Here is a 21267-nt window from a genome sequence, read left to right as displayed (position 1 = left end):
CCTGAAGCGGAACGGGTAAACTTCCCATTGCCCTGGGCGGTTGTGGCACAGGGAAAGGCTGCTATCTCCACTGCCTCGTGGTTGGCCAGGCTGACTTTCTGCGGGTACAAATGTCCGCTCCATGTCAACTCAAGAGACATGTTGCTACCGCAGCGAACTTATGCTTTCCGGCCCACACGCTAGATGGGTAGTGCAAAGCCATTGAACTAAGGTTTGCGAAGCGTTCTTTCGCTTTCAATAAATTGGACAACGTGCGTATAAAATGGGATAAGCTGATGGTCTTTTGGACACAGTCCTTGCAACACCACATCAACTGATGAGATGCGATGACATGATCTTTTTGGTATTGTAAGTTATTGAAATTTTACATACTAACGTGCGTCCATAAAATCAAAGCGTACTTCATTTTCATCCGCTTTGTCCAACTGTTTGCAAACAGAAAACCCCGTCGAAGGAAGCTTCAATGGGGCTATGCTGATAAAAAAGATAGGGGTTTGCCGAACTAGTCTGGCACAGTCTTCTCGTGTGTGAGTTCGATGTCGGCGACATTAGATCTTCGGAAGAACTTGGGTGCCTTCCCGACATTGGATCATTGGCCAAGATGCCGCAGTTCGACCGTCATTCCTGATGGGGTGGATGGCTCCTGCTCCAACCGGCGTCGCAATGCGCCATAGTGCAGGTGTCAAAGTCTGCTTATGAGAGGAGCCACCCCATGCAAGTTACCACAATCGGCGTTGATCTGGTTGAGAACGTTTTCCAAGTCCATGGGATCACGGCCACCGAGGAAGTGGTGTTCAACAAACCCCTGCGGCGGGCGCAGTTTCTGCCTTTCTTTGCGAAGTTGGAGCCCTGCCTGATCGGCATGGAATCCTGCAGCAGCGCAAATCATTGGGCGCGCGAACTCACGGCCCTGGGCCACGAGGTTCGGTTGATTCCGCCGATGTATGTGAAGCCATACGTCAAACGGGAGAAGTCTGATGTCATTGATGCCGAAGCAGTGACCAGACTGACGATGCGCTTCGTTGCGATTAAGACCGTCGAGCAGCAGTCGTTGCTTTCGCTGCATCGGGCCCGCGCCCTTCTTGTTCGCCAAAGGACGCAATTGACCAATGGATTGCGCGGTCTGGTCACCAAGTTCGGCATCTAAATCCCCAGAGGGCTGGCCCGTGTGATTGGGTTTGTTGAGGACATCTCCCTTGGTGACGTGCTCGACTTGCCAGACATCGCCAACGAGGTGATCTGTAACCTGTCAGAACAGCTCATGGCTTTGCATCAGCGGGTTCGCTGGTACGAAGAACGCTTGACGCAAATTGCAAAAGAGGACGCGCGTGTTCGTCTTCTGCGCACGATACCTGGTGTTGGCGCGGTGACACGGCGTCTGCCATCATCGCCAGCATCGGAGATGGGCACCGATTCCGAAACGGTCGGGAATTTGTTGCTTGGCTTGGCCTGACTCCAGCGAACAAATCCAGCGGAGGGAAAGAGAAGCTGGGACGGATTACAAAGATGGGTGATCAGCACCTGCGATCATTGCTTGTTGTCGGCATGACATCACTGGCTCAACAAACCCGGTCCCATCCAACGCGCGCCAGCAAATGGCTGACGTCCTTGCTCGAGCGCAAGCCCGCGCGGGTTGCGACCGTCGCCATGGCCAATAAGACGGCCCGCATCATCTGGGTTGTCCTAACCCGCAACGAGCCGTATTGCCCTCGCGCAACAGCCTAGGAAAGAAAAACACAAAGTTAGCAAGACCCGCGATATGATGGTGCATAAGTCAGCCAAAAAAATCAGGACAACCCGCCGAATGCCCCGGGCGTCATAGCCCGCATTGCTGTAAGGGACCTGGTTTGCGGAACCCATCAGGGCCAGCGGTCAAAATCGCGCAAACAGGCCGGACACATGACTGCTTCTGATAAAAGCACAAATCAGATCAAAAATGTCTTGCTATGCAGGAGCCATCCACACAGGATATTCGCTGCAAGTGCGAATTCGGTAGATCATCGTACTCACCGGTCGCAATTGACCGATCCTTGACTGCGCGCATGGTGCTTGTTCTGACAGCTTGAGTATTATCGCTGTTTCGGGGCCGTCTCATGTATCTCGGCCACTGACAAGGCCCGCCTTAAGGCTGGTCTCAACCAGTTCTGCGACCGTCCCAACATCCATTTTTTCCAAGATGCGCGCACGATGATGATCCACAGTGCGTGGGCTGATGCCCAACAGTTTGGCGATTTCCTTTGACGAGTTTTGGCCAGGACGCGTCGCGAGCAGCAAAGAAATCTCTTTCTCACGATCGGTCAACGACTGAAACCTGGCCACGATCCCAGATGTTTGCATCTGCGCCACGCGTCGACGCCTGTCGGTTTCCAGAGCGGCCTCTATCCGGTCGATCAGCACAGATTGCTTGAAAGGCTTCTCCAGAAAATCAACCGCGCCCATCTTCATCGCCTCAACGGATTCAGGAACCCCGCCGTGGCCGGTGATGAAAATCACTGGAAGCTGGCTTCCCATATCGCGCAGGCGTTTCTGAAGCTGGAGACCGTCCATTTTCGGCATACCGTAATCCAGCAGCAAACATCCGGAGAGGCCTTGATCGTAGGTATCCAGAAAGTCCTGCGCAGACGCAAAGGGCCTAACCACATAGCCGCGCAACTCAAGCGCACGGGCCAATGATCCGCGAATGTCTGCGTCATCATCGACGAGAAAAACAAATGGCCCCTCATCCATGGACCGTGCCTTTCATTGGAAGAGTAAAACTGAAGCGCGTTCCTTTCGCCAACGGCTCGTGCCAGATCTCGCCGCCATTTGCCTCGATCAAAGTCTTGCTGATGGACAACCCAAGCCCCATGCCGTCGCGTTTTGTCGTCTCAAAAGGGGTGAATAGGTGCAGGGCGTCCGCAATGCCCGGCCCTCCATCCTCGACATTCACACAGGCAAACTCACCTCTTTGCTCTGCCGAGATGGTGATCTTGCGTTCATTGGACTCACTCTCAGCAATTGCATCAATGGCGTTGCGCAAAAGGTTGACGACGACCTGAGCGATTTGAACGCGAACCGCACGGACCTGAAGTTCCTCGCCTTTGACCAAAACGATATCGATTGCGTGTTGCCGCGCATCTGAACGCGCCAACCGCCGCGCCTGGACGAGCAACTCGCGGATATCAAAGTCATCGGGGATGTTTTCGTCCTTGCGGACCAACGCGCGCAAGGCGCGGATAATGTCAGCCGCCTGGTGAGCTTGCTGGTCGATCTCGCCCAGCAGGCCTTTTACATCTGGCATCTTTTCGGGTGCGTGACCCAGAATGTACGCGGCTGCATCCACGTTTTGCGTGATTGCCGTGAGCGGTTGATTAAGCTCGTGGGCCAGTCCGGTCGCCAACTCTCCCATCATTTCCTGCCGGGAGTAATGCGCGATCTCGCGGTGCAGGGTTTCAATTTGCTCCTCGGATGCACGCGCCTGCGTGATATCGTCGATCGTTGCGACGATATACGTCCCACCATCTGAATCAGCTTGAAAGAAAATACCGTTGAGGCTGATCCATATCGGGCTGCCGTCTTTCCCGATGGCCTGAGCCTCAAAGCCGAATGATGCGTGACCGGAGATGCGTTCCTCGAACTCGTCCAAGGTATCCTGATCGTCTGCCGAAATCAGCGACTGCAATGTCGCGCCGATCAACTCTTTTTCCGAAAAGCCCAGGAGTTTGGCGAAGCTTTTGTTTACGCGCAGCAGACGACCGGTCTTGCTTTCGATGTGAACCATTCCACGCGACGCTTTCTCAAAAGCCAGCCGATACTCTGCCTCGGTTTTCCTGCGTTGCGAAATTTCATTGACCAGCGCGGTGTTGGCACTCTCCAACTCTTTGTATGTGGTTGGCATCGGATCTTTCGGATTAACCTCACCTTGCGAGATCAAAGCGGATCTGACGGCAAATGCACGTACAGGGGCATGGATTTTGTTGGCCAGCGCCAATCCCAGCAGCGCTGTCGTCGCTGCAACGGCAACGGCGATCAGCGTGTTTTGCGTCCGGTTCTCCTTGATCGTCCCGATGAAGTCATTTTCCGGCGCATAGAGCACGATCGTCCAGGGGATGTCGTCCAGGCCAAATGGCATGATCAACGAGACAAAGTGTTCGCCAAGGTGTTCGAAATCGGTCTGGATAAGTCCGTCGACCGCAACGCCATCTCGAGACAATCGGTTCCCGAATGCGGCGCGCGCGATTGGGTCGTCCAATGTGTCAATTGAAGGAAAGCTTAACCCACCATCGGTGCTTTGGGTGGTCAGCAACTCCGGGTCCGGATGCGCGATCACATCCCCGTTTTGGTTCAGGATGAATGCAGCGCCGTTTCTGCCAACCCTCAACTGGGACAAGAAGCTCGACAGTTCCCTGATCTCGATATCAACGCCAACGACACCTTGAACATGATTGTCGAATCCGATCACGGGCGTTGCGGCCGTGATACCAGGCGACTGTGATGTGAAGAAGATATAGGGATCGGTCCAAATACTGCCCCGATACGCTTTCGCCTCTTGATACCAGGGCCGGCTGCGCGGGTCATATCGATCTTCCGGATCGAAAAAGCGGTCCAATGAGACAAAGTTTTCGCTGCGCCGGATGAAGCTGGTCCGCTCTCGAGCACTTACAGAAACATCGACAATCTTTGTGAGATAGGCATTTTCATCATGTCTTTTGACATAAACGAAATTGCCCTCTTCGTCGCCGTAGTAGGCGCCAGCGAACTGTGGCGCCGATCTGAGCTGTTGAAACAGCAGACCTTCGAGGTGATCACGTTCTTCGCGTCGGATGATCTGGTTCGATGCCAGCGCCGTCGACAATTCCGCGGCACTGCGCGCAGGGGACATGAACCATTTGGCGTGCTGGATTACATTGTTCCCCACATCCACCATCTGTGTTCGGGCGTGTTCAAGCAGCGTTTTTTCAGAGGTGAAATAGGAAGAAGACACGACCACAGCGATGGCCAGCAGCTGTAGCCCGGCCAAGGCAAGAGCAAGAATCGCACCCAGTGACTTCATCATTCTTCGGAACATCGCAAAGCGTTCAATTGTAAGCCAAAAGCCTACGCTCCATGGCGACGAAAGTGAACTGTGACGATGAAACCAAAAATTTGCGCTCTGCCCTAAGGGACAGAGCGCAGCGGCCGCGGCCACTCACTACTGGTCAAGATGTGGTGCTAAAAAATGCAACTATTTAAATTTGGGACATACTGAAAAAGGGAACTCGTTACTGGTGTAGACAATACTCGGTCACTGAAGGGCTGGCTATTCGCGAAACTACCTAGGCAGTTTTGCCTATGCTCCCCGAGTGCAGGAACGGACATCTATCTTGGCTGCACTTCAAACACCTCGCCGACAGGCGGTTATCGACGCGAAGACAGGGTCATAGGCGCCAGACCGAGTCGTGCTGTCCCGGCCGGCGGCAGTCAGATGACGTCATCTGCGCTCAGATTTTTTCGGCAATCAGTATGTGTCCACGAACCGGCATCGATGCGCCCAAACGAATATCCAGTTGCCAATTTCAATCTACTCGGGAATCCTGATCGGTACTGTTTCTGGGAGGATACAATGTTTCACAAAGCAATAATCGCTGCCGCTGGCCTGTCTTTGCTGGGCACTGCCGCCATCGCGCAAGAGAAGATGCGGATTTCGTTGCAGCTTCCACTTACCAGCCACCTTGGCGAGAACCTCCTTCTTTTTGAAAAGGAAGTGGAGGCGCGTACAGGAGGTGCGATCGACGTCGAAATCTACGACAGTGCAACGCTCTACAAGGACAAGGAAGTGCCTGCCGCGGTTGGATCAGGCGCGATCGAGGCCGGTGTTGCATCACTGACCCGCTATGTGGGCGATGCACCGGTGGTCGACGTGTTCTACATGCCGTTCCTGTTCAATACCGAGGAAAAGGTGCGCAACGCGGTTGCCGAAGGATCGCCCGTGCGGAACATCCTGGAGACGGAAATCGCCAAGACCGGCGGCTCTGTCCTTTACTGGCAAGCGTATGGCGGTGCGATCATGCTGTCGCAGGATGAACCAATCCGCACACCGGCGGACATGCAGGGCAAGAAAGCCCGTGTGTTTGGCAAGACGCTGGGTGATTTCGTGACCGCTGCGGGTGGTGCGCCAACACTGATCTCGGGCTCCGAGCAGTATCTGGCCTATCAACGTGGCACGGTCGATGTGGGCATGACCGGCGTTTCCGGCGTGAAATCTCGTAAGCTGTGGGAAGTGATGGACACCATCACCAAGACCAACCACGCCAACATCGAATTCGTCGTCGTGGTCAACAATGACTGGTGGGCCGGTCTGGACGCAGATACCCAAGGCCATATCCGCGATGCGGCCAACGTGGCGCAAAGCGATGTGCGCGACCGCATGAGCCAGATCGAGGCGGATGCATACGCAGCAGCCCAAGAGAACGGCATGAACATCGTCGAACTGACAGACGAAGAACTAGCTGCATGGCAGACAGTTTCGCAGCCGGTGATCGATGGCTATCTGGCCGCCACGGGCGAGGCCGGGCAGCAGGTACTGGATGCGCTCGGCGTCGACTCCGGATCCTGATCCTGATGGCACAACACAGTGTGACAGGTGACCTTCGTGCCGCCTGTTTGTCCGCGACATGAAGGTCATAACATCGCTGTCGCAAGCGGCCTGCGCCCTGGGGGCGATCATGCTGGCGGCGACCGGCGTCATGCTGACTTATGAGGTCATCGCACGCTATTTCTTCATCCGCCCCACAATCTGGGCAGCGGAGCTAAGCCAGCTTTGCCTGATCTGGGGTTGCTTGCTGGCCATGGCGTACTTGCTGACCTTGCGACGGCATATCACTGTGAATGCAATCACGGCCCTCCTACCGCCCGCGACACAAAAGTTTTGCGCTGCAGCAGCGTTGGTGATCGTTGTGGTCTTTTCGGTCATTGTCGCCATCTGGGGCTTCGATATCTTTTTTGACAGTTTCGTTCGCGGCCGTACGACGGGCTCGCTGCTCAACCTGCCAGTGTGGATCGCAGAGGCATCTGTTCCGGTCGGGTTCGGACTGCTGGCGCTGCAGGGCGTTGTCGAACTCATTCGGTTGCGAGGTTCTGACGCAACCCAGCTCGGAACGACGCACGAATGACCATCGTTCTGATCCTCGCCTGCCTTTTTGCCTTGCTGCTTCTTGGCGTGCCCGTCGCCTTTGCGCTGGGTGGCATGGGGCTGGGTATGTTGATGCTCGGCGGTTTTTCTCCGCTGATGGCGCCTCAATCCATCCTGTCCACACTGGACGGCTTCATCCTGCTGGCCGTTCCATTGTTCCTGCTGATGTCGAACTTGCTGTTAAAAGGCGGAGTCGGGCGCGATCTCTTTGCCGCCGTTCAAGCTTGGGTCGGGCACTGGCCCGGTGGACTTGCTGTCGCAACCATCATCAGTTGTGGTCTGTTTGCCGCGATTTCCGGATCGTCGGTTGCGACGGCCGCCACCATTGGAACGGTGGCGATCCCGGAGATGATCAGCCGTGGCTATGAAAAGCGCTTTGTTTACGGTTTGCTGGCCGCTGGCGGCACTCTGGGCATTCTGATCCCACCCTCAATCCCGATGATCGTTTATGGCTTCGTCACCGAACAATCCGTTCTCGCGCTCTTTCTCGCGGGCATCGGACCAGGGCTTGTGCTGGTCGCGCTGTTCATCGTGTTTGCGATGTTGCATGCAAAGCTATCTGGCAACTTTGAAAACGTCCCCAAGGCGAGCATGTCCGAACGGATAGACGCCTCCAAACGTGCTTTGCCCTCGGTCTCCCTCGCCGCATTGGTGATTATCGGTCTCTATTCCGGCGCCTTCACCCCGACAGAGGCCGCCGCGGTCGGATCAGCGGCCGCCTTGTTCATCGTAACCTTCTGGCTGCGCACACTGACCTGGGCAACACTGTGGGAGGCGGTGCGCGAGTCCGCCATCACCACCGCGGCGATCCTGCTGATCGTGGCGGGTGCCAAGGTCTTTGGCAAAGCCATCGCGCTCTACCGCATCCCTCAGGACATCTCCGCCTTCCTCACACAAGCCATTGACGGGCCGATCATGTTCATCCTCGTGGTGTCCGTTGTGCTCTTGCTTATGGGACTGGTGTTCGAGGCGCTCTCGATGATCCTCATCATGACCCCAGTTCTGTTACCAGCAGCCCTTGGGATGGGCTTCGATCCAATCTGGTTCGGAATCTACATGGTGATCATGGTGGAATGCGCGCTGATTACGCCTCCCGTTGGGTTGAACCTCTATGTGATTCAATCGGTCGCCCGGACCAGCCTGTCTAACGTGGCACGGGGCGTCTGGCCATTTCTGGCTTTGATGCTTTGCACGGTCGTGCTGCTATATGTCCTGCCGGACCTTGCCCTCTACATCCCCTTCAAATGGTAGCCAGCCCCATGACCCCAACCGAAACCCTGCGCCACCTGCTCACGCAGGACACGTGCCACATCATGCCCTGCTGTTTTGACGCGCTGTCGGCGAAGTTGATCGCGCAGGAGGGCTATGCGCTGACCTTCATGTCTGGCTTTGCCGCATCGGCCAGCCGCATCGGTGCCCCTGATCTGGGACTGATGAGCTACGGCGAGGTTGTCGATCAAGTGCGCAACATCACCGATGCAACCACCATTCCGTTGATCGGTGACGGGGACACCGGATACGGCAACGCCATGAATGTACGTCGCACCGTGGCGGGCTTTGCCAAGGCCGGGGCAGCAGCGATCATGATCGAAGACCAACTGGCGCCCAAACGCTGCGGACACACGCCAGGCAAGGCGGTGGTGTCGCGCGACGAGGCCTTTGACCGGGTGCGTGCGGCGGTGGATGAACGCAACGCGCTGCGCGCCCAAGGCGGTGATATCCTGATCCTCGCCAGGACGGATGCGCGCCACGAACATGGCCTCAGCGAAGCGATTGAGCGCGCCGCCACGTTCGCGGACCTTGGTGCGGATATCCTGTTTGTAGAGGCCCCAAGGTCCGAACAGGAAATGCGCGAGGTTTGCACCTCCCTACCGGGTCCGAAAATGGCCAACATCGTCGAGGGCGGCGAAACCCCCGATCTGCCAAACGCCGCCTTGCACGATATCGGCTATAGCATTGCGGCCTATCCCCTGTCGCTGATGGCGGCGGCAATGCAGGCAATGGTCAAGACCCTGCGTGCCATGCTTGATGACGAGCGCCCGGCCCAGATGGACTTTACCGACTTGCGTAAGCGGATCGGGTTCGATGACTACTATGCCGCTTCCGAACGCTACAAGTCTTCACAACGTTAGCGTTTGGAGGCTGCGCCAAGCATGGTTTGATGTTTTTACGAACGGCCCGCACGCGAGGCCATTGGCGGAGTGGACCCATGGTGGCCAAACGAATTTCCAGATTGTGATCTGGGAAATTTCTCTTGAGTATGTGTCGTATCGGTCCATGCCTCTAAGCGGTTCCGACAACTGAGTGAGCAGCGTTGCAATCACCCAAAGCCATTGACTAAAAGCCGGCTTGGTTCATCTCAGCATTAGACCAACATTGAGACCCACGCGCCGAAGGGCAGTCTGTATTACGCCCGGGACATCTACTACATCTCTACGAGAACTGAAGGTCTGCTTTGCCTAACACGAAGAAGTTGATTGGCAATTGCGGCAAATGACTGCTTCCCGCCGCTCCATGCTATGTGAGAAGCGAAGTCGGTTGAATTTTGGTCCGCTAAGCCTTCACTAGTTTTCCATGAGTTGGACAAAATACCCCCCAAACAAGGACAAATCGGTGGTCTCTAAGACAAAGTCCATGCAACTCCACATCAACTGATGAGACGCGATTACTTTGCCTTCGTCAAACTGTAAAATATTGAAATATATGAGGTTAAAACCGTCCATGAAATCAAAGTGTCCTTCTTTTTTACCAACTTTGTCCAACTCGTTGCAAACAGTGACTCCCGTCAAAAGGGGGCAACTGTGCTATGCTGAAAGAACGGGGTTTGCCGAACTAGTCTGGCACCGCCTTCTCCGGTGTGAGTTCGATCTCGGTGGCATCAGATCTCCGGAAGAACTCGGGTGACTTAGATACTAAGACAGCGACCGGGCAACCCAGGCTTGCCAGCGATTTAGTTATGTTCGTGCGCTATAGGCCATTTGGCTCTGCCAAGGCGAACAGACTGGTGAAGGTCTTGGGAAACTCGCTCATGCACTTCTCGTCGATCCGCTTAGCGGACATTGGCTGTATTTGTGCATTACGTCGATAATCAAGACAAGAAATCGCGCCGCATAGCTGTGCCACGCATGTGATTGCCGTCCCAATCACAACCATCTTGCGGGCGGGGCATTTCTGCCATCTCTGGGGGAAGGCTGACGCGCAATCCAGCCTTCTGCCAACCGTCAAAAGCCTTCTGCACAAGCGGACCCGAGAAGTAGTTGAAGACCATCTCTCTTGGAATGTCGGCTTCGAAATTTGGAAGTATCGCAAGAAGCGCAGACTTAGCCTTTTCGGCGGCCTTCACGTTCCCCAACTCGGCTTGAAACCAGACATGATGGGCGTGGTACCACTGAAAGCCCGGCATTGGGACCTTCTCGATTTCCAACAAAGCCGCCTGCCAGAAGCCGCGAAGGGCAAACCGCCAAGCGTGCGCATAGTGATACCAGCCAGGATGAATGGGGCTCAACTCGATCGCCTGATCGAGCAGAGGGATCGCGCGATCGAAGTCCCCAAGGAAAGCGTGACAATGGCCAAGCTCGGCAAGGATATCTGCGTGGCCAGGGTTGAGTTGTATGGCGACCTTCGCGGACTCTTTGAACCCGGTCAGATCACCGGTATGAAACTGGCAGAGCGCCAGCGCCATTCTGGCAAATCCGCTTTTGGGGTCGCTCTCAACGCCCCGCGTTGCAGCCTTAAGCCCGAATCTTGGCGCATTCACTCGGGGGCGTTCGTTCAGGTGGTAGCGGCGTTCCTCCAACAGGATCAACGCCAGCGCTGCCCATCCATCAGACGCTTCGGGGTCAGCCTCCAGCAGAACGGGCAGACCTTCGCGCAATTCAAGATGGATCGCCGGATCGTAGGTTCGGTAGAACTCGTAGAACCGTGTGACCGCAGCATAGATATCCCAAGTCTGGGTCTGCCCTGCCGACGCAAGTTGGCGGAACCACGAGGCCACACCTGCATGTCGCGACGCAACGCGGCCTGCGATCAGAAGGCCAACCTCATCCTGGATATCAAAGATGTCTCTTGGATCTGCGGCACGGTCGAATTGTTCCATCAAGACAATCTCACCGGTTGTCACATCGGTAACCTGCACGGTTACTCGGAGCCGTTTAGAAGACCGTCGCAGGCTGCCTTCCACGATGAAGTCCACACCAAACTCACGCGCAGTACTGGCGTGATTCGTTGCATGCGCCTGAACGTGTAAGGCTGTGAGACGCGACAGAACCCGCAGCCCGCGAAACCGTGTCAGGTTGAAGTTACTTCTTCGCTGAACCCATCAGCAATTTGCTGGTCATTTGCCTGCGGGGTGAGGCTACGAAACGGCAGGATTAGAATGACGGGCATCTGTTTCGACGGCAGAGCTGCCGCTTTTGGCCGACCAATCGCAACAGAGAGGCGAAAGCCAACCCCGTGAACCGTTTCAATAACGTTCTGGTCTGTGCCGGTATCTCCGACGGCGCGCCGGGCTTCCTTGATCGCGGTGGACAGCGTTGCATCGGTGATGATGCGACCCTCCCAGATATTCGTGATCAGGTCGTCCTTGCTGACGACCTGCCCGTCCGCATCGACCAATGCGCGCAAGATGCCTGCGGTCTGTCGCGTCAGGCGCCGGAGGTCCGAGCCTTGTTGAACGATCATCCGGTCAAAGTCGATCCGGGCGCATGAAACCACGATTTCCATATGCCAATAGCTACCCGATCAGACCTTCGGCTAAAAGCTTGGCAAGTTCTCAGACTCTTCTCAGATCTGACTCAAGCGGCATCCTCTGCGGTCACCTAGTTCATGTCTCAGTAATTAGTAATCGATGCATGAGACAGAAAGGACACCCGATGAAGTACCGCAACGCCCTCCCCCAACTGTCTGGCAAACAGATGATCACCGACGGTGGACTCGAAACCACGCTGATCTTTCGTGATGGCATCGATCTGCTGCTTTTTGCCGCATTCATGGTGCTGAAAACAGATACCGGCATGGCAGCGATGGAAGCTTATATGGACCGCTTTGCCGACATAGCCCTGAAAGCACAGCGGGGCTTCATCATGGACACGCCGACATGGCGGGCCAGCGCACGCTGGGCCTTAGACCTAGGTCTGTCGCATGACGAGCTTGAGGCCGTGCATCGCGAAGCGGTCGCCACGCTTGCGCAGCTGCGGACACGCGTTGAAACCGAGCATAGCCCCTTTGTCATCAACGGAGTGATCGGACCGCAGGACGACGGTTATGCACCTGCGCGCGTCCTGACCGCCGCGCAGGCCGAAACCTACCACGCCGCACAGGTGAACTGGTTCGCTAAGTTCGGGGCCGACATGGTGTCTGCCGTTACCATGACCTACGCGCACGAAGCCATCGGGATTGCCAGCGCGGCCAAGGCGCACAGCATGCCTGTCGCCATCGCCTTCACGGTCGAGACCGATGGGCGGCTGCCCTCTGGCCAAGACTTGTCCGAGGCGATCCAAGAGGTTGATGCCGCGACGGACGGCTATCCCGCCTACTACATGATCAACTGCGCGCATCCCGACCACTTCGCCCATGTGCTGCAAGGGGATTGGACCAAACGCATCCTGGGTCTGCGCGCAAATGCCTCACGGATGAGCCATGCCGAGCTCGATGCTGCCGAAACGCTGGATGATGGCGACCCACAAGAACTGGGCAGCTTTACACCGGACTGTCGATGCTCTTGCCCAACCTCACCGTGATGGGCGGTTGCTGCGGAACTGATCACCGCCATGTCGCGGCGATTTGCGATGCAACAACTCCCTAACCCTGAATGTTGGGACGCTAATGGTGTCCCACATGCAGCAGCCATGCCGGGGCTTACCCTCGGCGCTCTGTGAACACGACCAAAACCAAGATGAACACCTGAAAGGAAAACATATGTTCAAATCAACTCTCTCCATGCTGGCTTTGCTGGCCTCGACCAGCTTTACTATTGCCGAGGGCGCACCAATGTCCTTTGACGTAGCCGAAGACCTGACGCGCTTTGTCTTTGCAACAGAGCCTGTCTTTGACGACGGGATGCCCGCCTATGGCAACGCCTTCGTCACCCAAGGCTACATCTACGAAGACGGCACGCTGGATGGCGGGGCTGAAGGCACGCTGGCGGATGGCAGCCCGGCCTTTCCTGACAAAGTCATCGGCCGCTGGACCTGCGACGGGTTCTTTGTCGGCGATGGCGCCCGCACTCTGGCAGGAGCCTGGGTCATTTCGCGACAAGTGTTCGAATTCGACAGCGGCGAGATCCTGATCAATCAGGGCGCCGAAATTGCTGATGTCGACATCGCCTCACTGCGCGCTGTTACCGGCGGCACCGGAGCATATGCCAACATTGGCGCGGAAATGACCCAGACCCTCTTAGGTATGACGGATGGCTATGGCGCGCGCCTGTCGATCAGCATCCCGGGTCAGGACCATGCTGCACTCATGCCGGAAGCCAAAACCGAAAACTGGCAGAGCACTAGCTTCGGACACATCGCTGAGACGGACCATAACGAATGGGACTCTGGCGTGCCGGTTGGACCGGTCGAACTCTTGGGCGCACCGGCATCCTGACCGAAAGTGGAGAAACCGACCCTGCCCATCAATCTGGCGGTCAGGGCATTCCTGCATATGAAAACAACCGAGGTAAAACCGATGAACGACCTTCCAGACATCTCAATCCGTGATGCAAGACACAACGATGCTGAAGACCTCGCCCGCCTCATCGACGTCGCTGGAGAGGGCATTCCATCTTGGCTTTGGGTCCAAAGCGCTGACGACACCCAGGCACCTATTGACGTCGGGATTAACCGCGCCCGGCGCGACACGGGCGGCTTCTCCTATGTGAACGCTCTCATCGCCGAGCGCGCGGGAAAAGTGCTTGGCATGGCGCTATCCTATCGACGCTGTGCCGGACCCCGACACGTCCGATCTGCTCGCCCCCTTCATTGAACTCGAGGCGCAGTCCATCGGCACCTGGTACGTTAACGCGCTAGCCGTAAGGGCGGGATCACGTGGTGCTGGGATCGGCGCGTACCTTATGGCCTCTGTCGAACGTCGCGCCCACGAGGCTGGCTACAGTACCCTGAGCATTCAGGTCTATGCCCAGAACACCGGCGCGGTCCGACTTTATCAAAGACTTGGCTACAAGACCATCGGCCAATCACCGGTTCTGCAACATCCCTGCCAGCCCTACTACACTGGGGACGTTCTGCTGCTTTTCAAATCGATCAGCGCAAACGGAACGATATAAGCAAACCTTCAACCGAAAGATGATATGATCTATGATTTCCCGTCGTCTCCAATTGTCCGTCTCGGTGCTTGTTCTCTCCTCTGCTATCGCATTTGCGGCGGGACATGAGAACGAGCCGCAGCTGCCCGACCCACTGACTGACGTGAGCTTTCTCGATAATGGCACACCGGATGAGGCGGTGTTTGAGCTTGACCGTAACCTCTTCTTTGACCCGATCCTGTCGGGGAATCAGAACATTTCTTGCGGCACATGCCATGATCCGTCGCTTGGATCTGGTGGTGGTCTGGCGCTTGGCATCGGAGATTGGCAGATGGAAATGATAAACCCGTCCCGCTGCTGCGCACCGGACACGTCTGGAAGTCGTTGAACAATCACCAAAGCACTATGTTTCGCCATTTTGTGTTAGCCCTGACTAACGCAAGAGCTATCACACGTGGGGTGTCTAGTGCGCTGAACTTCTTTAATTATTTGATTTTGCCAATAAATTAGTGGTGCTGCTGGAGAGAATTGAACTCTCGACCTCTCCCTTACCAAGGGAGTGCTCTACCTCTGAGCTACAGCAGCGCCGTGCGCGGCGGGATAGCCCCAAACCGCACCCCATGCAAGCCCATTCTGGACGCCCCATGCCCCCTGCGGTACAGAAGCGGCATGGCAGACAAATCCCCACCCAAGCCCAAGGCAAATGACGACCGCGAAGCGCGGCTCAAACAGGCGCTCAAGTCCAATATGGCAAAGCGCAAGGCACAGGCCAAGGCGCGGGCACAGGCAGGCAACAAGCAGGAGCAGGACAATGGATAGTATTCTGGTCAAGGGCGGCGGCGCCCTAAGTGGGCAGATCCCGATTGCGGGGGCCAAGAACGCCTGCCTGACGCTGATGCCGGCGACTTTGCTCAGTGACGAGCCGTTGACGCTGACCAATGCGCCGCGCCTGTCTGACATCCGCACCATGACGCAACTGCTGCAATCCCTCGGGGCCGAGGTCACGTCGATGCAGGACGGGCAGGTGCAGGCAATGTCCTGCCATGGCGCGATCAACACCCGCGCCGAATATGACATCGTGCGCAAGATGCGGGCTTCGAACCTTGTGCTTGGTCCGCTGCTGGCGCGCGAAGGGCATGCCGAGGTGTCCTTGCCCGGTGGCTGCGCCATCGGTGCGCGGCCCATGGACATCCACACCGACGGTCTGGCCAAGATGGGGGCCGAGATTGACCTGCGCGATGGCTACCTGCACGCCAAGGCAGAGGGTGGCAAGCTGAAGGGCGCGGTAGTCGACTTCCCCTTCGCTTCAGTCGGCGCCACGGAAAACATCATGATGGCCGCCACGCTGGCCAAGGGCACCACGGTCATCAACAACGCCGCGCGTGAACCCGAGATCGTGGACCTCGCCACCTGCTTGCGGGCCATGGGCGCGCAGATCGAGGGGGATGGAACCTCGACCATCACCATCCAGGGCGTGGACAAGTTGCACGGCGCGACCCACCGCGTTGTCACCGACCGGATCGAGTTGGGCACTTACATGCTGGCCCCGGCGATTTGTGGGGGCGAGGTTGAGCTGTTGGGTGGCAAAGTCGATCTGGTCGGCGCCTTCTGTGAGAAGCTGGATGCGGCTGGGATCAGTGTCGAACAAACGGATGCGGGCCTGAAGGTTGCGCGCAAGAACGGACGCATTCGTGCGGTAGACGTGACAACCGAACCCTTTCCGGGTTTCCCCACGGACCTGCAGGCGCAGATGATGGCGTTGCTGTGCACGGCAGAGGGGACCTCGGTGCTGGAAGAAAAGATCTTTGAAAACCGGTTTATGCACGCGCCGGAACTTGTGCGCATGGGGGCCGACATCGAGGTGCATGGTGGCACCGCCACCGTCAAAGGGGTCGAGAAGCTGAAAGGCGCGCCGGTCATGGCGACGGATTTGCGGGCCAGTGTCAGCCTGATCCTCGCGGGTCTTGCTGCCGAAGGGGAAACGCGGGTTGCACGGGTTTACCACCTCGACCGTGGCTATGAACATGTGGTGCGCAAGCTGTCGGGTGTGGGCGCGAATATCGAACGGATTGCGGGGGACTGATGCAGGACGCACGGTTTGAAGACGGGCGCGAGGCGCCTCTGAACCTTGGCGCGCTGGATGCAGATGATCTGCAGGTGGTGTCATCGCTGGTACAGGATGCGGTGTTTCCCATCACCGAAATGCGCTGGGATGCCAAGGGCCGGCGCTTTGCCCTGTTGGTGAACCGCTTCCGCTGGGAAGACGAAGGCCGCGCGCGCCACGCGCCCGAGCGGGTGCAGTCCCTACTGGCTTTCAACGATGTCTTGCGTGTTGCTAGCCAGGGCGTGGACCGGTCGGACAAGGACGTGATCCTGTCGCTGCTGTCCGTCACTTTCGAGGCGGGCGAGGACGGGGCAGGGGACATCTTGCTGACGCTTGCGGGCGATGGAGCACTGCGCCTGTCGGTCGAAGCGATCGATGTGACGCTCAAGGACGTGACCAGACCCTACGTAGCTCCGTCGAAATCCGTGCCGAAACACGATGACTGACCTGTCCGTGCGCCGTCTGACCGGCGTGGATGCGGCAGCTTGGCAGGTCTTGCGGCTTGAGGCACTGTCGACATATCCGGAGGCATTCCTAACCACTTATGATGAGGCCGCGGCGGTGCCCATGGACATCATTGCGGAGCGTTTGGAGGGCGGTCACAGCTTCGGAGTGTTTGCCGGTTCTATCCTTGTCGGCATTGGCAGTCTGAACCGCCTGACCAAAGCGCAGACAAAGCACCGGGCCGAATTAGGTGCATTCTTTGTTCAGCCTGGCGCGCAGGGCGACGGCGCGGCGTCTGAGTTGCTCAAAGGCATTGTAGATGCAGCCGACCGCTTGGGTATCAAACAGATGGAGCTGTTTGTAGCTGCCAGCAATGCACGGGCCATTGCGTTCTACACGCGCGCGGGCTTCCACGAAGTCGGCCAAATACCCAACGCGACCCTGAGCGATGGCCATGCCGAGACCGACCTGATCATGATCCGAGCGATCCGGTAAGGCGGAGGTGCCCTCCGCCCGGCGCACCTGTGGTGCGCCTTACTGGTGGTCATTGGCGCACCCGTTCAAACGTGCGTTTGGTGCAGTAAACTGCCCTTTACTGGAACACCGCAGGTGTAAAACGTCTGATGATTTCAGTCTTGCGGCCACAGATCGACCCGCGTGGATCAATCGATGTGTCATCGATGGCGGTTCCGATCCCATCGTGCCAAAATTTTGCGTCGAGACGAGTGTCCGGTTGTCTATTTTGCCGTTACCATCTTCCAAAGCGTATCCATGTCGGCGCGCAGCCCCGCGCGGGATGTCACGGTCGCATCGGTATATGAACCCAGCCATGCGAGGTAGGCCACCCGGCAACGTGCTTTCGCCGCATCAGAAGGGACGCCAGCCTCCTCGGCCAGGTCGGTCATGTACTGAATGCGGTGCGTGTCGATAATCCGAACCTCGTCCTGCGCGGCTTTGTTCCGGGAGGCCCAATCCCGCATTCCGATCTCCAGACGTCCGTCATCGGCACTGCATGTGTGCAAGAGCCGCAGGAGCCGTGTGCCTGCATCCCCGCCAGCGGCCTCGTTATCAGCGATGTTGCGCTCAGTTTCTTCTTCTCTCCATCTTTTCAAAACAGCGTTGAGCAGAGCCGCCTGATCCTTGAAGTGCCAGTAGAAGCTGCCACGGGTGATGCCCAGGTCCTTGGCGAGCGGATCGACCCGCACGGCGTTTACCCCGCCGTCGCGAAACCGGGCGTAGGCCGCATCAATCCAGGCGTCCGGGCCCAGCCGGTCTGCATCCGATCTCGCCCTCGGGCTTTTCCGTGATGGTTTCGGCACTTCCATACAGTGTGTATTGACTGTCGTGATCAGATCGTCAAGAAGCTCTCCATACACCATGTATGGAGAGAAACGTGACCGGAACTGCAATCAACGGCGCCATTGCGAAGAGCCGAACCCTCGTCGAAACACAAAACGTTGAAACCGTCCTAAGGCTGTTTGACGAAGGGTGGGGCGCGCGCGACGGCTGGCGTGACGTTTGGAGGGTGACGATGGCACCCGGAGTCCGGTCCATTTTTCATTCTCACCTGGCCATCGAAGGAATCGCAGAAGCGATTGCGTTCAATGCGGGTCTTTTTGAAGGCTTCTCCCGACTGGCCGTCGCAGTCGAAGATGTCATGGCAGAAGGAGATAAAGTCGTCGTCAGAGGGCGCCTGACAGGCACACATGACGGATCATTCCTGGGCGTGCCACCGTCTGGAAAGGTGGTGGATGTACCGGATGTCACGCTCTTCACGCTTGCCGACGACAAGGTCGTGGAGATGCGATACTTCACGGATTTGCTCGCTGTCATGACGGCCATCGGAGCAATTCCGGAGATTTAGAAACGGTTCAATGCGTCGGCCAAGGACAAGTGAACTTTGGCACCCGGCGCTCCAATGTCAGCTTCGTTCCGTTGGCAGCCACTGGGTCAATCTCCATCGACCGTTCCACAGTAAGGCGGACGTGTCATCCGCCCCGCCCCTTGAGCCTGCGCAGCACGCCCGCTATGTCCCGCATCAGCCGGAAAGGACATCCATGCCCCAGTTTCTTGACTACAGCGATGCCGATTTTGAAGCGCAGTTTACAGCCCTTCTGTCGGCCAAGCGCGAGGACAGCCCGGATGTGGATGCGGTTGTGGCCGATATCATCGCCGATGTGCGGAGCCGTGGGGATGCTGCCGTCATTGAGTTGACCGAACGTTTTGACCGTGTCGCTCTGACAACCGATACCCTGCGTATCAGTGCGTATGAGGTGGCCGAGGCCGTGGCCGAAGTTGGGCAGCAGGATCGCGATGCACTGACCCTCGCAGCGGCGCGTATCCGTGACTACCACGAACGCCAGATGCCCGAGGATGCGCAGTGGACCGATGATGCAGGTGCCACGCTGGGCTGGCGCTGGACGCCGGTGTCGGCCGCAGGGCTCTATGTTCCGGGTGGGCTGGCAAGCTACCCGTCCTCGGTTCTGATGAACGCCATCCCGGCCAAGGTGGCCGGCGTGGGTCGCCTTGCCATCACCGTGCCCACCCCGGACGGAGTGATCAACCCGCTGGTCCTGCTGGCTGCACAGCTGTCCGGCGTGGACGAAATTTACCGCATTGGCGGCGCACAGGCGATTGCGGCGCTTGCATACGGTACGGACACGATTGCGCCCGTAGACAAGATCACCGGCCCGGGCAACGCCTTCGTCGCCGCGGCCAAGCGGCGCGTCTTCGGCAAGGTCGGCATCGACATGATCGCCGGGCCCTCCGAGATTCTGGTGATCGCCGATGGCGACAATGATCCCGACTGGATCGCCCTCGACCTGCTCAGTCAGGCTGAGCATGACGAAAGTGCGCAATCGCTGCTGATCACCACAGATCCCGCCTTTGGCAGCGCGGTGGCGGATGCAGTGAACGTGAGGTTGGAAACGCTGGAGCGTCGCGTCATCGCCGGGGCCAGTTGGCGGGACTTTGGGGCCATCATCACCGTGCCGGACCTTGATGTTGCGGCACAGCTGTCGGATCGCATCGCGCCCGAGCACCTTGAACTCTGCGTCGCGGACCCCGTAGCCCTATCCGAAAGGATCACCCATGCCGGGGCCATTTTCCTGGGCCAATGGACGCCCGAGGCCATCGGAGACTACATCGGCGGCCCGAACCACGTGTTGCCCACCGCGCGCTCTGCCCGGTTCTCCTCCGGCCTGTCGGTCATGGATTTCGTCAAGCGGACAACGCTGGCTCAGATGTCGCCAGACGCCATGCGCGCCATCGGTCCCGGGGCGGAGCGGCTGGCAGCGTCCGAAAGTCTTGAGGCGCACGGGCTTTCTGTGACCGCTCGGTTGCGTAAGCTGAACGGGTAGAGGGGGCCAGCCCCCCGGGCTGCGCCTCCCCCCGTGGTATTTTCAGTCAGAAGAAGGGGTGTGTCGGCCTACAGGCATGAAATGCTGTGCGCGGCATTGTGGCATTGTATTGCCTGCCGCCAGACCCTAAGCATTGCGAAAGATTGTTTCGTTGCCGAAGGCCCCGCGCCATGACCCGAATTGCCCGCATCACGCTCGATGATGCCAACCTGCCTCCCCCAACCCCCGAGATCGAACAGGAACGCAAGGTGGCGATGTTCGATCTGCTGGAGGACAACACCTTTGTCCTGCCCGGCCGGGATGGTCGCGAGGTGCCTGCCGGACCCTACAACGTTGGCCTGTCCATTCGGGACAAGCGCCTTGTCTTCGACGTTGCGACCGAAGCGGATGAGAAAGCGGCAGAGTTTCATCTGTCCCTTGGACCCTTCCGGCAGGTGGTCAAGGACTACTTCCAAATCTGCGAAAGCTACTTCGAGGCTGTCAAGAAACTGCCCCCCAGCCAGATTGAAACCATCGACATGGCCCGTCGTGGCATTCACAACGAGGGCAGCCGGGTTCTGCAGGAGCGCCTTGAAGGCAAGGCAGAGGTCGACACCGACACCGCCCGCCGCCTCTTTACCCTGATCTGTGTTCTGCACTTCGGCGGATAGATGACCGAAACGCTGCCGCAATCCATCCTCTTCTGCTGCGATCACAACGCGGTCCGCTCCCCTATGGCAGAGGGGATTATGAAGAAGTTCTATGGCACTGGCACCTATGTCCAATCCGTGGGCGTCAAAAACGACATGGAGATTGACGGCTTTTCCATCGCGGTTTGCCAAGAGCTGGATGTGGAACTAAGCCGCCACCGGTCCCGCAGCTTTGACGAGATGGAGGAATGGGGCGATGACCTGTCCTCCTTCGATCTTGTCGTGGCGCTCAGTCCGGCCAGCCAGCGCCGCGCGCTGGAACTGACGCGCTA

General features: G+C 57.7%; 22 protein-coding genes, 1 tRNA gene and 1 pseudogene. 18 read left to right on the top strand and 6 right to left on the bottom strand.

Annotated features, from left to right (window positions below; genetic code table 11):
- Window positions 1-712 precede the first annotated feature (712 nt).
- Window positions 713-1725: pseudogene (locus AC6RA8_RS09210) on the top strand (IS110 family RNA-guided transposase).
- A gap of 366 nt (window positions 1726-2091) precedes the next feature.
- Here the strand turns inward: AC6RA8_RS09210 and AC6RA8_RS09205 are convergent.
- Window positions 2092-2727 (bottom strand): response regulator transcription factor, encoded by a 636-nt coding sequence (locus tag AC6RA8_RS09205; RefSeq protein ID WP_500352232.1) that lies wholly within the window; start codon window positions 2725-2727, stop codon window positions 2092-2094.
- On the bottom strand, window positions 2720-5035 hold the full coding sequence (locus tag AC6RA8_RS09200) for an ATP-binding protein (RefSeq protein ID WP_500352231.1): 2316 nt from the start codon (window positions 5033-5035) through the stop codon (window positions 2720-2722). Before AC6RA8_RS09200 ends, AC6RA8_RS09205 begins: the two co-directional genes overlap by 8 nt.
- A gap of 546 nt (window positions 5036-5581) precedes the next feature.
- Here AC6RA8_RS09200 and AC6RA8_RS09195 point away from each other — a divergent pair.
- The 4 genes from AC6RA8_RS09195 to AC6RA8_RS09180 are packed head-to-tail and all read left to right on the top strand — an operon-like array spanning window position 5582 to window position 9282.
- A complete protein-coding gene (locus AC6RA8_RS09195; RefSeq protein ID WP_500352229.1) occupies window positions 5582-6574 on the top strand; it encodes a TRAP transporter substrate-binding protein in 993 nt (330 codons plus the stop codon).
- Between the two features lie 58 nt (window positions 6575-6632).
- Window positions 6633-7130 carry a TRAP transporter small permease gene (locus AC6RA8_RS09190; RefSeq protein ID WP_500352227.1) on the top strand — a complete coding sequence of 166 codons (498 nt, stop codon included), beginning with the start codon at window positions 6633-6635 and terminating at the stop codon, window positions 7128-7130.
- Window positions 7127-8401, top strand: a complete 1275-nt coding sequence (locus tag AC6RA8_RS09185; protein ID WP_500352225.1) for a TRAP transporter large permease — start codon at window positions 7127-7129, stop codon at window positions 8399-8401. Before AC6RA8_RS09190 ends, AC6RA8_RS09185 begins: the two co-directional genes overlap by 4 nt.
- Window positions 8402-8409: 8 nt before the next feature.
- Window positions 8410-9282 (top strand): isocitrate lyase/PEP mutase family protein, encoded by an 873-nt coding sequence (locus AC6RA8_RS09180; protein WP_500352223.1) that lies wholly within the window; start codon window positions 8410-8412, stop codon window positions 9280-9282.
- Window positions 9283-10238: 956 nt separating this feature from the next.
- Here AC6RA8_RS09180 and AC6RA8_RS09175 read toward each other — a convergent pair.
- Both AC6RA8_RS09175 and AC6RA8_RS09170 read right to left on the bottom strand, forming a co-directional pair.
- Window positions 10239-11342 (bottom strand): hypothetical protein, encoded by a 1104-nt coding sequence (locus tag AC6RA8_RS09175; protein WP_500352221.1) that lies wholly within the window; start codon window positions 11340-11342, stop codon window positions 10239-10241.
- Window positions 11343-11437: 95 nt separating this feature from the next.
- Window positions 11438-11872, bottom strand: a complete 435-nt coding sequence (locus AC6RA8_RS09170; protein ID WP_500352219.1) for a winged helix-turn-helix domain-containing protein — start codon at window positions 11870-11872, stop codon at window positions 11438-11440.
- A 149-nt stretch (window positions 11873-12021) separates the two neighbouring features.
- On the opposite strand from AC6RA8_RS09170, the gene AC6RA8_RS09165 reads away from it, so the two are divergent.
- The 5 genes from AC6RA8_RS09165 (at window position 12022) to AC6RA8_RS09145 (ending at window position 14787) form a co-directional block, all read left to right on the top strand.
- Complete coding sequence (locus AC6RA8_RS09165; RefSeq protein WP_500352217.1) at window positions 12022-12888, top strand: homocysteine S-methyltransferase family protein; 867 nt, start codon at window positions 12022-12024, stop codon at window positions 12886-12888.
- Complete coding sequence (locus AC6RA8_RS09160) at window positions 12864-12953, top strand: homocysteine S-methyltransferase family protein (RefSeq protein WP_500352215.1); 90 nt, start codon at window positions 12864-12866, stop codon at window positions 12951-12953. Before AC6RA8_RS09165 ends, AC6RA8_RS09160 begins: the two co-directional genes overlap by 25 nt.
- Before the next feature lie 113 nt (window positions 12954-13066).
- A complete protein-coding gene (locus tag AC6RA8_RS09155) occupies window positions 13067-13741 on the top strand; it encodes a hypothetical protein (RefSeq protein ID WP_500352213.1) in 675 nt (224 codons plus the stop codon).
- Window positions 13742-14048: 307 nt separating this feature from the next.
- Window positions 14049-14420, top strand: coding sequence for a GNAT family N-acetyltransferase (locus AC6RA8_RS09150; protein WP_500352212.1), 372 nt, complete (start codon window positions 14049-14051; stop codon window positions 14418-14420).
- A 31-nt stretch (window positions 14421-14451) separates the two neighbouring features.
- The gene (locus AC6RA8_RS09145; protein ID WP_500352210.1) at window positions 14452-14787 is read left to right on the top strand and encodes a cytochrome c peroxidase; all 336 of its coding nucleotides are present in this window, start codon (window positions 14452-14454) and stop codon (window positions 14785-14787) included.
- A 122-nt stretch (window positions 14788-14909) separates the two neighbouring features.
- Here the strand turns inward: AC6RA8_RS09145 and AC6RA8_RS09140 are convergent.
- Window positions 14910-14984 (bottom strand) — tRNA-Thr (locus AC6RA8_RS09140).
- Between the two features lie 84 nt (window positions 14985-15068).
- On the opposite strand from AC6RA8_RS09140, the gene AC6RA8_RS09135 reads away from it, so the two are divergent.
- The 4 genes from AC6RA8_RS09135 to AC6RA8_RS09120 are packed head-to-tail and all read left to right on the top strand — an operon-like array spanning window position 15069 to window position 17442.
- Window positions 15069-15218: a hypothetical protein gene (locus AC6RA8_RS09135; RefSeq protein ID WP_500352208.1), complete on the top strand. Its 150-nt coding sequence runs from the start codon at window positions 15069-15071 to the stop codon at window positions 15216-15218.
- Complete coding sequence (gene murA, locus AC6RA8_RS09130) at window positions 15211-16482, top strand: UDP-N-acetylglucosamine 1-carboxyvinyltransferase (protein WP_500352207.1); 1272 nt, start codon at window positions 15211-15213, stop codon at window positions 16480-16482. The genes AC6RA8_RS09135 and murA overlap by 8 nt, the downstream gene beginning before the upstream one ends.
- Window positions 16482-16949 (top strand): DUF2948 family protein, encoded by a 468-nt coding sequence (locus AC6RA8_RS09125; protein ID WP_500352205.1) that lies wholly within the window; start codon window positions 16482-16484, stop codon window positions 16947-16949. Before murA ends, AC6RA8_RS09125 begins: the two co-directional genes overlap by 1 nt.
- Window positions 16942-17442 carry a GNAT family N-acetyltransferase gene (locus AC6RA8_RS09120; RefSeq protein ID WP_500352203.1) on the top strand — a complete coding sequence of 167 codons (501 nt, stop codon included), beginning with the start codon at window positions 16942-16944 and terminating at the stop codon, window positions 17440-17442. Before AC6RA8_RS09125 ends, AC6RA8_RS09120 begins: the two co-directional genes overlap by 8 nt.
- Window positions 17443-17684: 242 nt before the next feature.
- On the opposite strand, the gene AC6RA8_RS09115 is transcribed toward AC6RA8_RS09120, so the two are convergent.
- Window positions 17685-18272, bottom strand: coding sequence for a TetR/AcrR family transcriptional regulator (locus AC6RA8_RS09115; RefSeq protein ID WP_500352201.1), 588 nt, complete (start codon window positions 18270-18272; stop codon window positions 17685-17687).
- Window positions 18273-18340: 68 nt separating this feature from the next.
- Here AC6RA8_RS09115 and AC6RA8_RS09110 point away from each other — a divergent pair, with 68 nt between their 5' ends.
- The 4 genes from AC6RA8_RS09110 to AC6RA8_RS09095 form a co-directional block, all read left to right on the top strand.
- Window positions 18341-18811, top strand: a complete 471-nt coding sequence (locus AC6RA8_RS09110; RefSeq protein ID WP_500352199.1) for an ester cyclase — start codon at window positions 18341-18343, stop codon at window positions 18809-18811.
- 193 nt (window positions 18812-19004) lie between these two features.
- Window positions 19005-20306: a histidinol dehydrogenase gene (hisD, locus tag AC6RA8_RS09105; protein ID WP_500352197.1), complete on the top strand. Its 1302-nt coding sequence runs from the start codon at window positions 19005-19007 to the stop codon at window positions 20304-20306.
- 170 nt (window positions 20307-20476) lie between these two features.
- A complete protein-coding gene (locus AC6RA8_RS09100; protein ID WP_500352196.1) occupies window positions 20477-20956 on the top strand; it encodes a UPF0262 family protein in 480 nt (159 codons plus the stop codon).
- The coding region (locus AC6RA8_RS09095; protein ID WP_500352194.1) for an arsenate-mycothiol transferase ArsC at window positions 20957-21267 on the top strand (311 nt) is incomplete at its 3' end.

Source organism: Tateyamaria sp. (assembly GCF_059783535.1).
Note: the sequence above shows the minus strand (reverse complement) of the source record. Positions and strands in the feature narration are given on the sequence as shown.

Bases quoted from the DNA above. Each gene is read 5' to 3' on its own strand.
- AC6RA8_RS09205 (WP_500352232.1), bottom strand. From the start codon at position 2,727: ATGGATGAGGGGCCATTTGTTTTTCTCGTCGATGATGACGCAGACATT.
- AC6RA8_RS09200 (WP_500352231.1), bottom strand. From the start codon at position 5,035: ATGATGAAGTCACTGGGTGCGATTCTTGCTCTTGCCTTGGCCGGGCTA.
- AC6RA8_RS09195 (WP_500352229.1), top strand. From the start codon at position 5,582: ATGTTTCACAAAGCAATAATCGCTGCCGCTGGCCTGTCTTTGCTGGGC.
- AC6RA8_RS09190 (WP_500352227.1), top strand. From the start codon at position 6,633: ATGAAGGTCATAACATCGCTGTCGCAAGCGGCCTGCGCCCTGGGGGCG.
- AC6RA8_RS09185 (WP_500352225.1), top strand. From the start codon at position 7,127: ATGACCATCGTTCTGATCCTCGCCTGCCTTTTTGCCTTGCTGCTTCTT.
- AC6RA8_RS09180 (WP_500352223.1), top strand. From the start codon at position 8,410: ATGACCCCAACCGAAACCCTGCGCCACCTGCTCACGCAGGACACGTGC.
- AC6RA8_RS09170 (WP_500352219.1), bottom strand. From the start codon at position 11,872: ATGGAAATCGTGGTTTCATGCGCCCGGATCGACTTTGACCGGATGATC.
- AC6RA8_RS09165 (WP_500352217.1), top strand. From the start codon at position 12,022: ATGAAGTACCGCAACGCCCTCCCCCAACTGTCTGGCAAACAGATGATC.
- AC6RA8_RS09160 (WP_500352215.1), top strand. From the start codon at position 12,864: ATGCTCTTGCCCAACCTCACCGTGATGGGCGGTTGCTGCGGAACTGAT.
- AC6RA8_RS09155 (WP_500352213.1), top strand. From the start codon at position 13,067: ATGTTCAAATCAACTCTCTCCATGCTGGCTTTGCTGGCCTCGACCAGC.
- AC6RA8_RS09145 (WP_500352210.1), top strand. From the start codon at position 14,452: ATGATTTCCCGTCGTCTCCAATTGTCCGTCTCGGTGCTTGTTCTCTCC.
- AC6RA8_RS09135 (WP_500352208.1), top strand. From the start codon at position 15,069: ATGGCAGACAAATCCCCACCCAAGCCCAAGGCAAATGACGACCGCGAA.
- murA (WP_500352207.1), top strand. From the start codon at position 15,211: ATGGATAGTATTCTGGTCAAGGGCGGCGGCGCCCTAAGTGGGCAGATC.
- AC6RA8_RS09125 (WP_500352205.1), top strand. From the start codon at position 16,482: ATGCAGGACGCACGGTTTGAAGACGGGCGCGAGGCGCCTCTGAACCTT.
- AC6RA8_RS09120 (WP_500352203.1), top strand. From the start codon at position 16,942: ATGACTGACCTGTCCGTGCGCCGTCTGACCGGCGTGGATGCGGCAGCT.
- AC6RA8_RS09115 (WP_500352201.1), bottom strand. From the start codon at position 18,272: ATGGAAGTGCCGAAACCATCACGGAAAAGCCCGAGGGCGAGATCGGAT.
- hisD (WP_500352197.1), top strand. From the start codon at position 19,005: ATGCCCCAGTTTCTTGACTACAGCGATGCCGATTTTGAAGCGCAGTTT.
- AC6RA8_RS09100 (WP_500352196.1), top strand. From the start codon at position 20,477: ATGACCCGAATTGCCCGCATCACGCTCGATGATGCCAACCTGCCTCCC.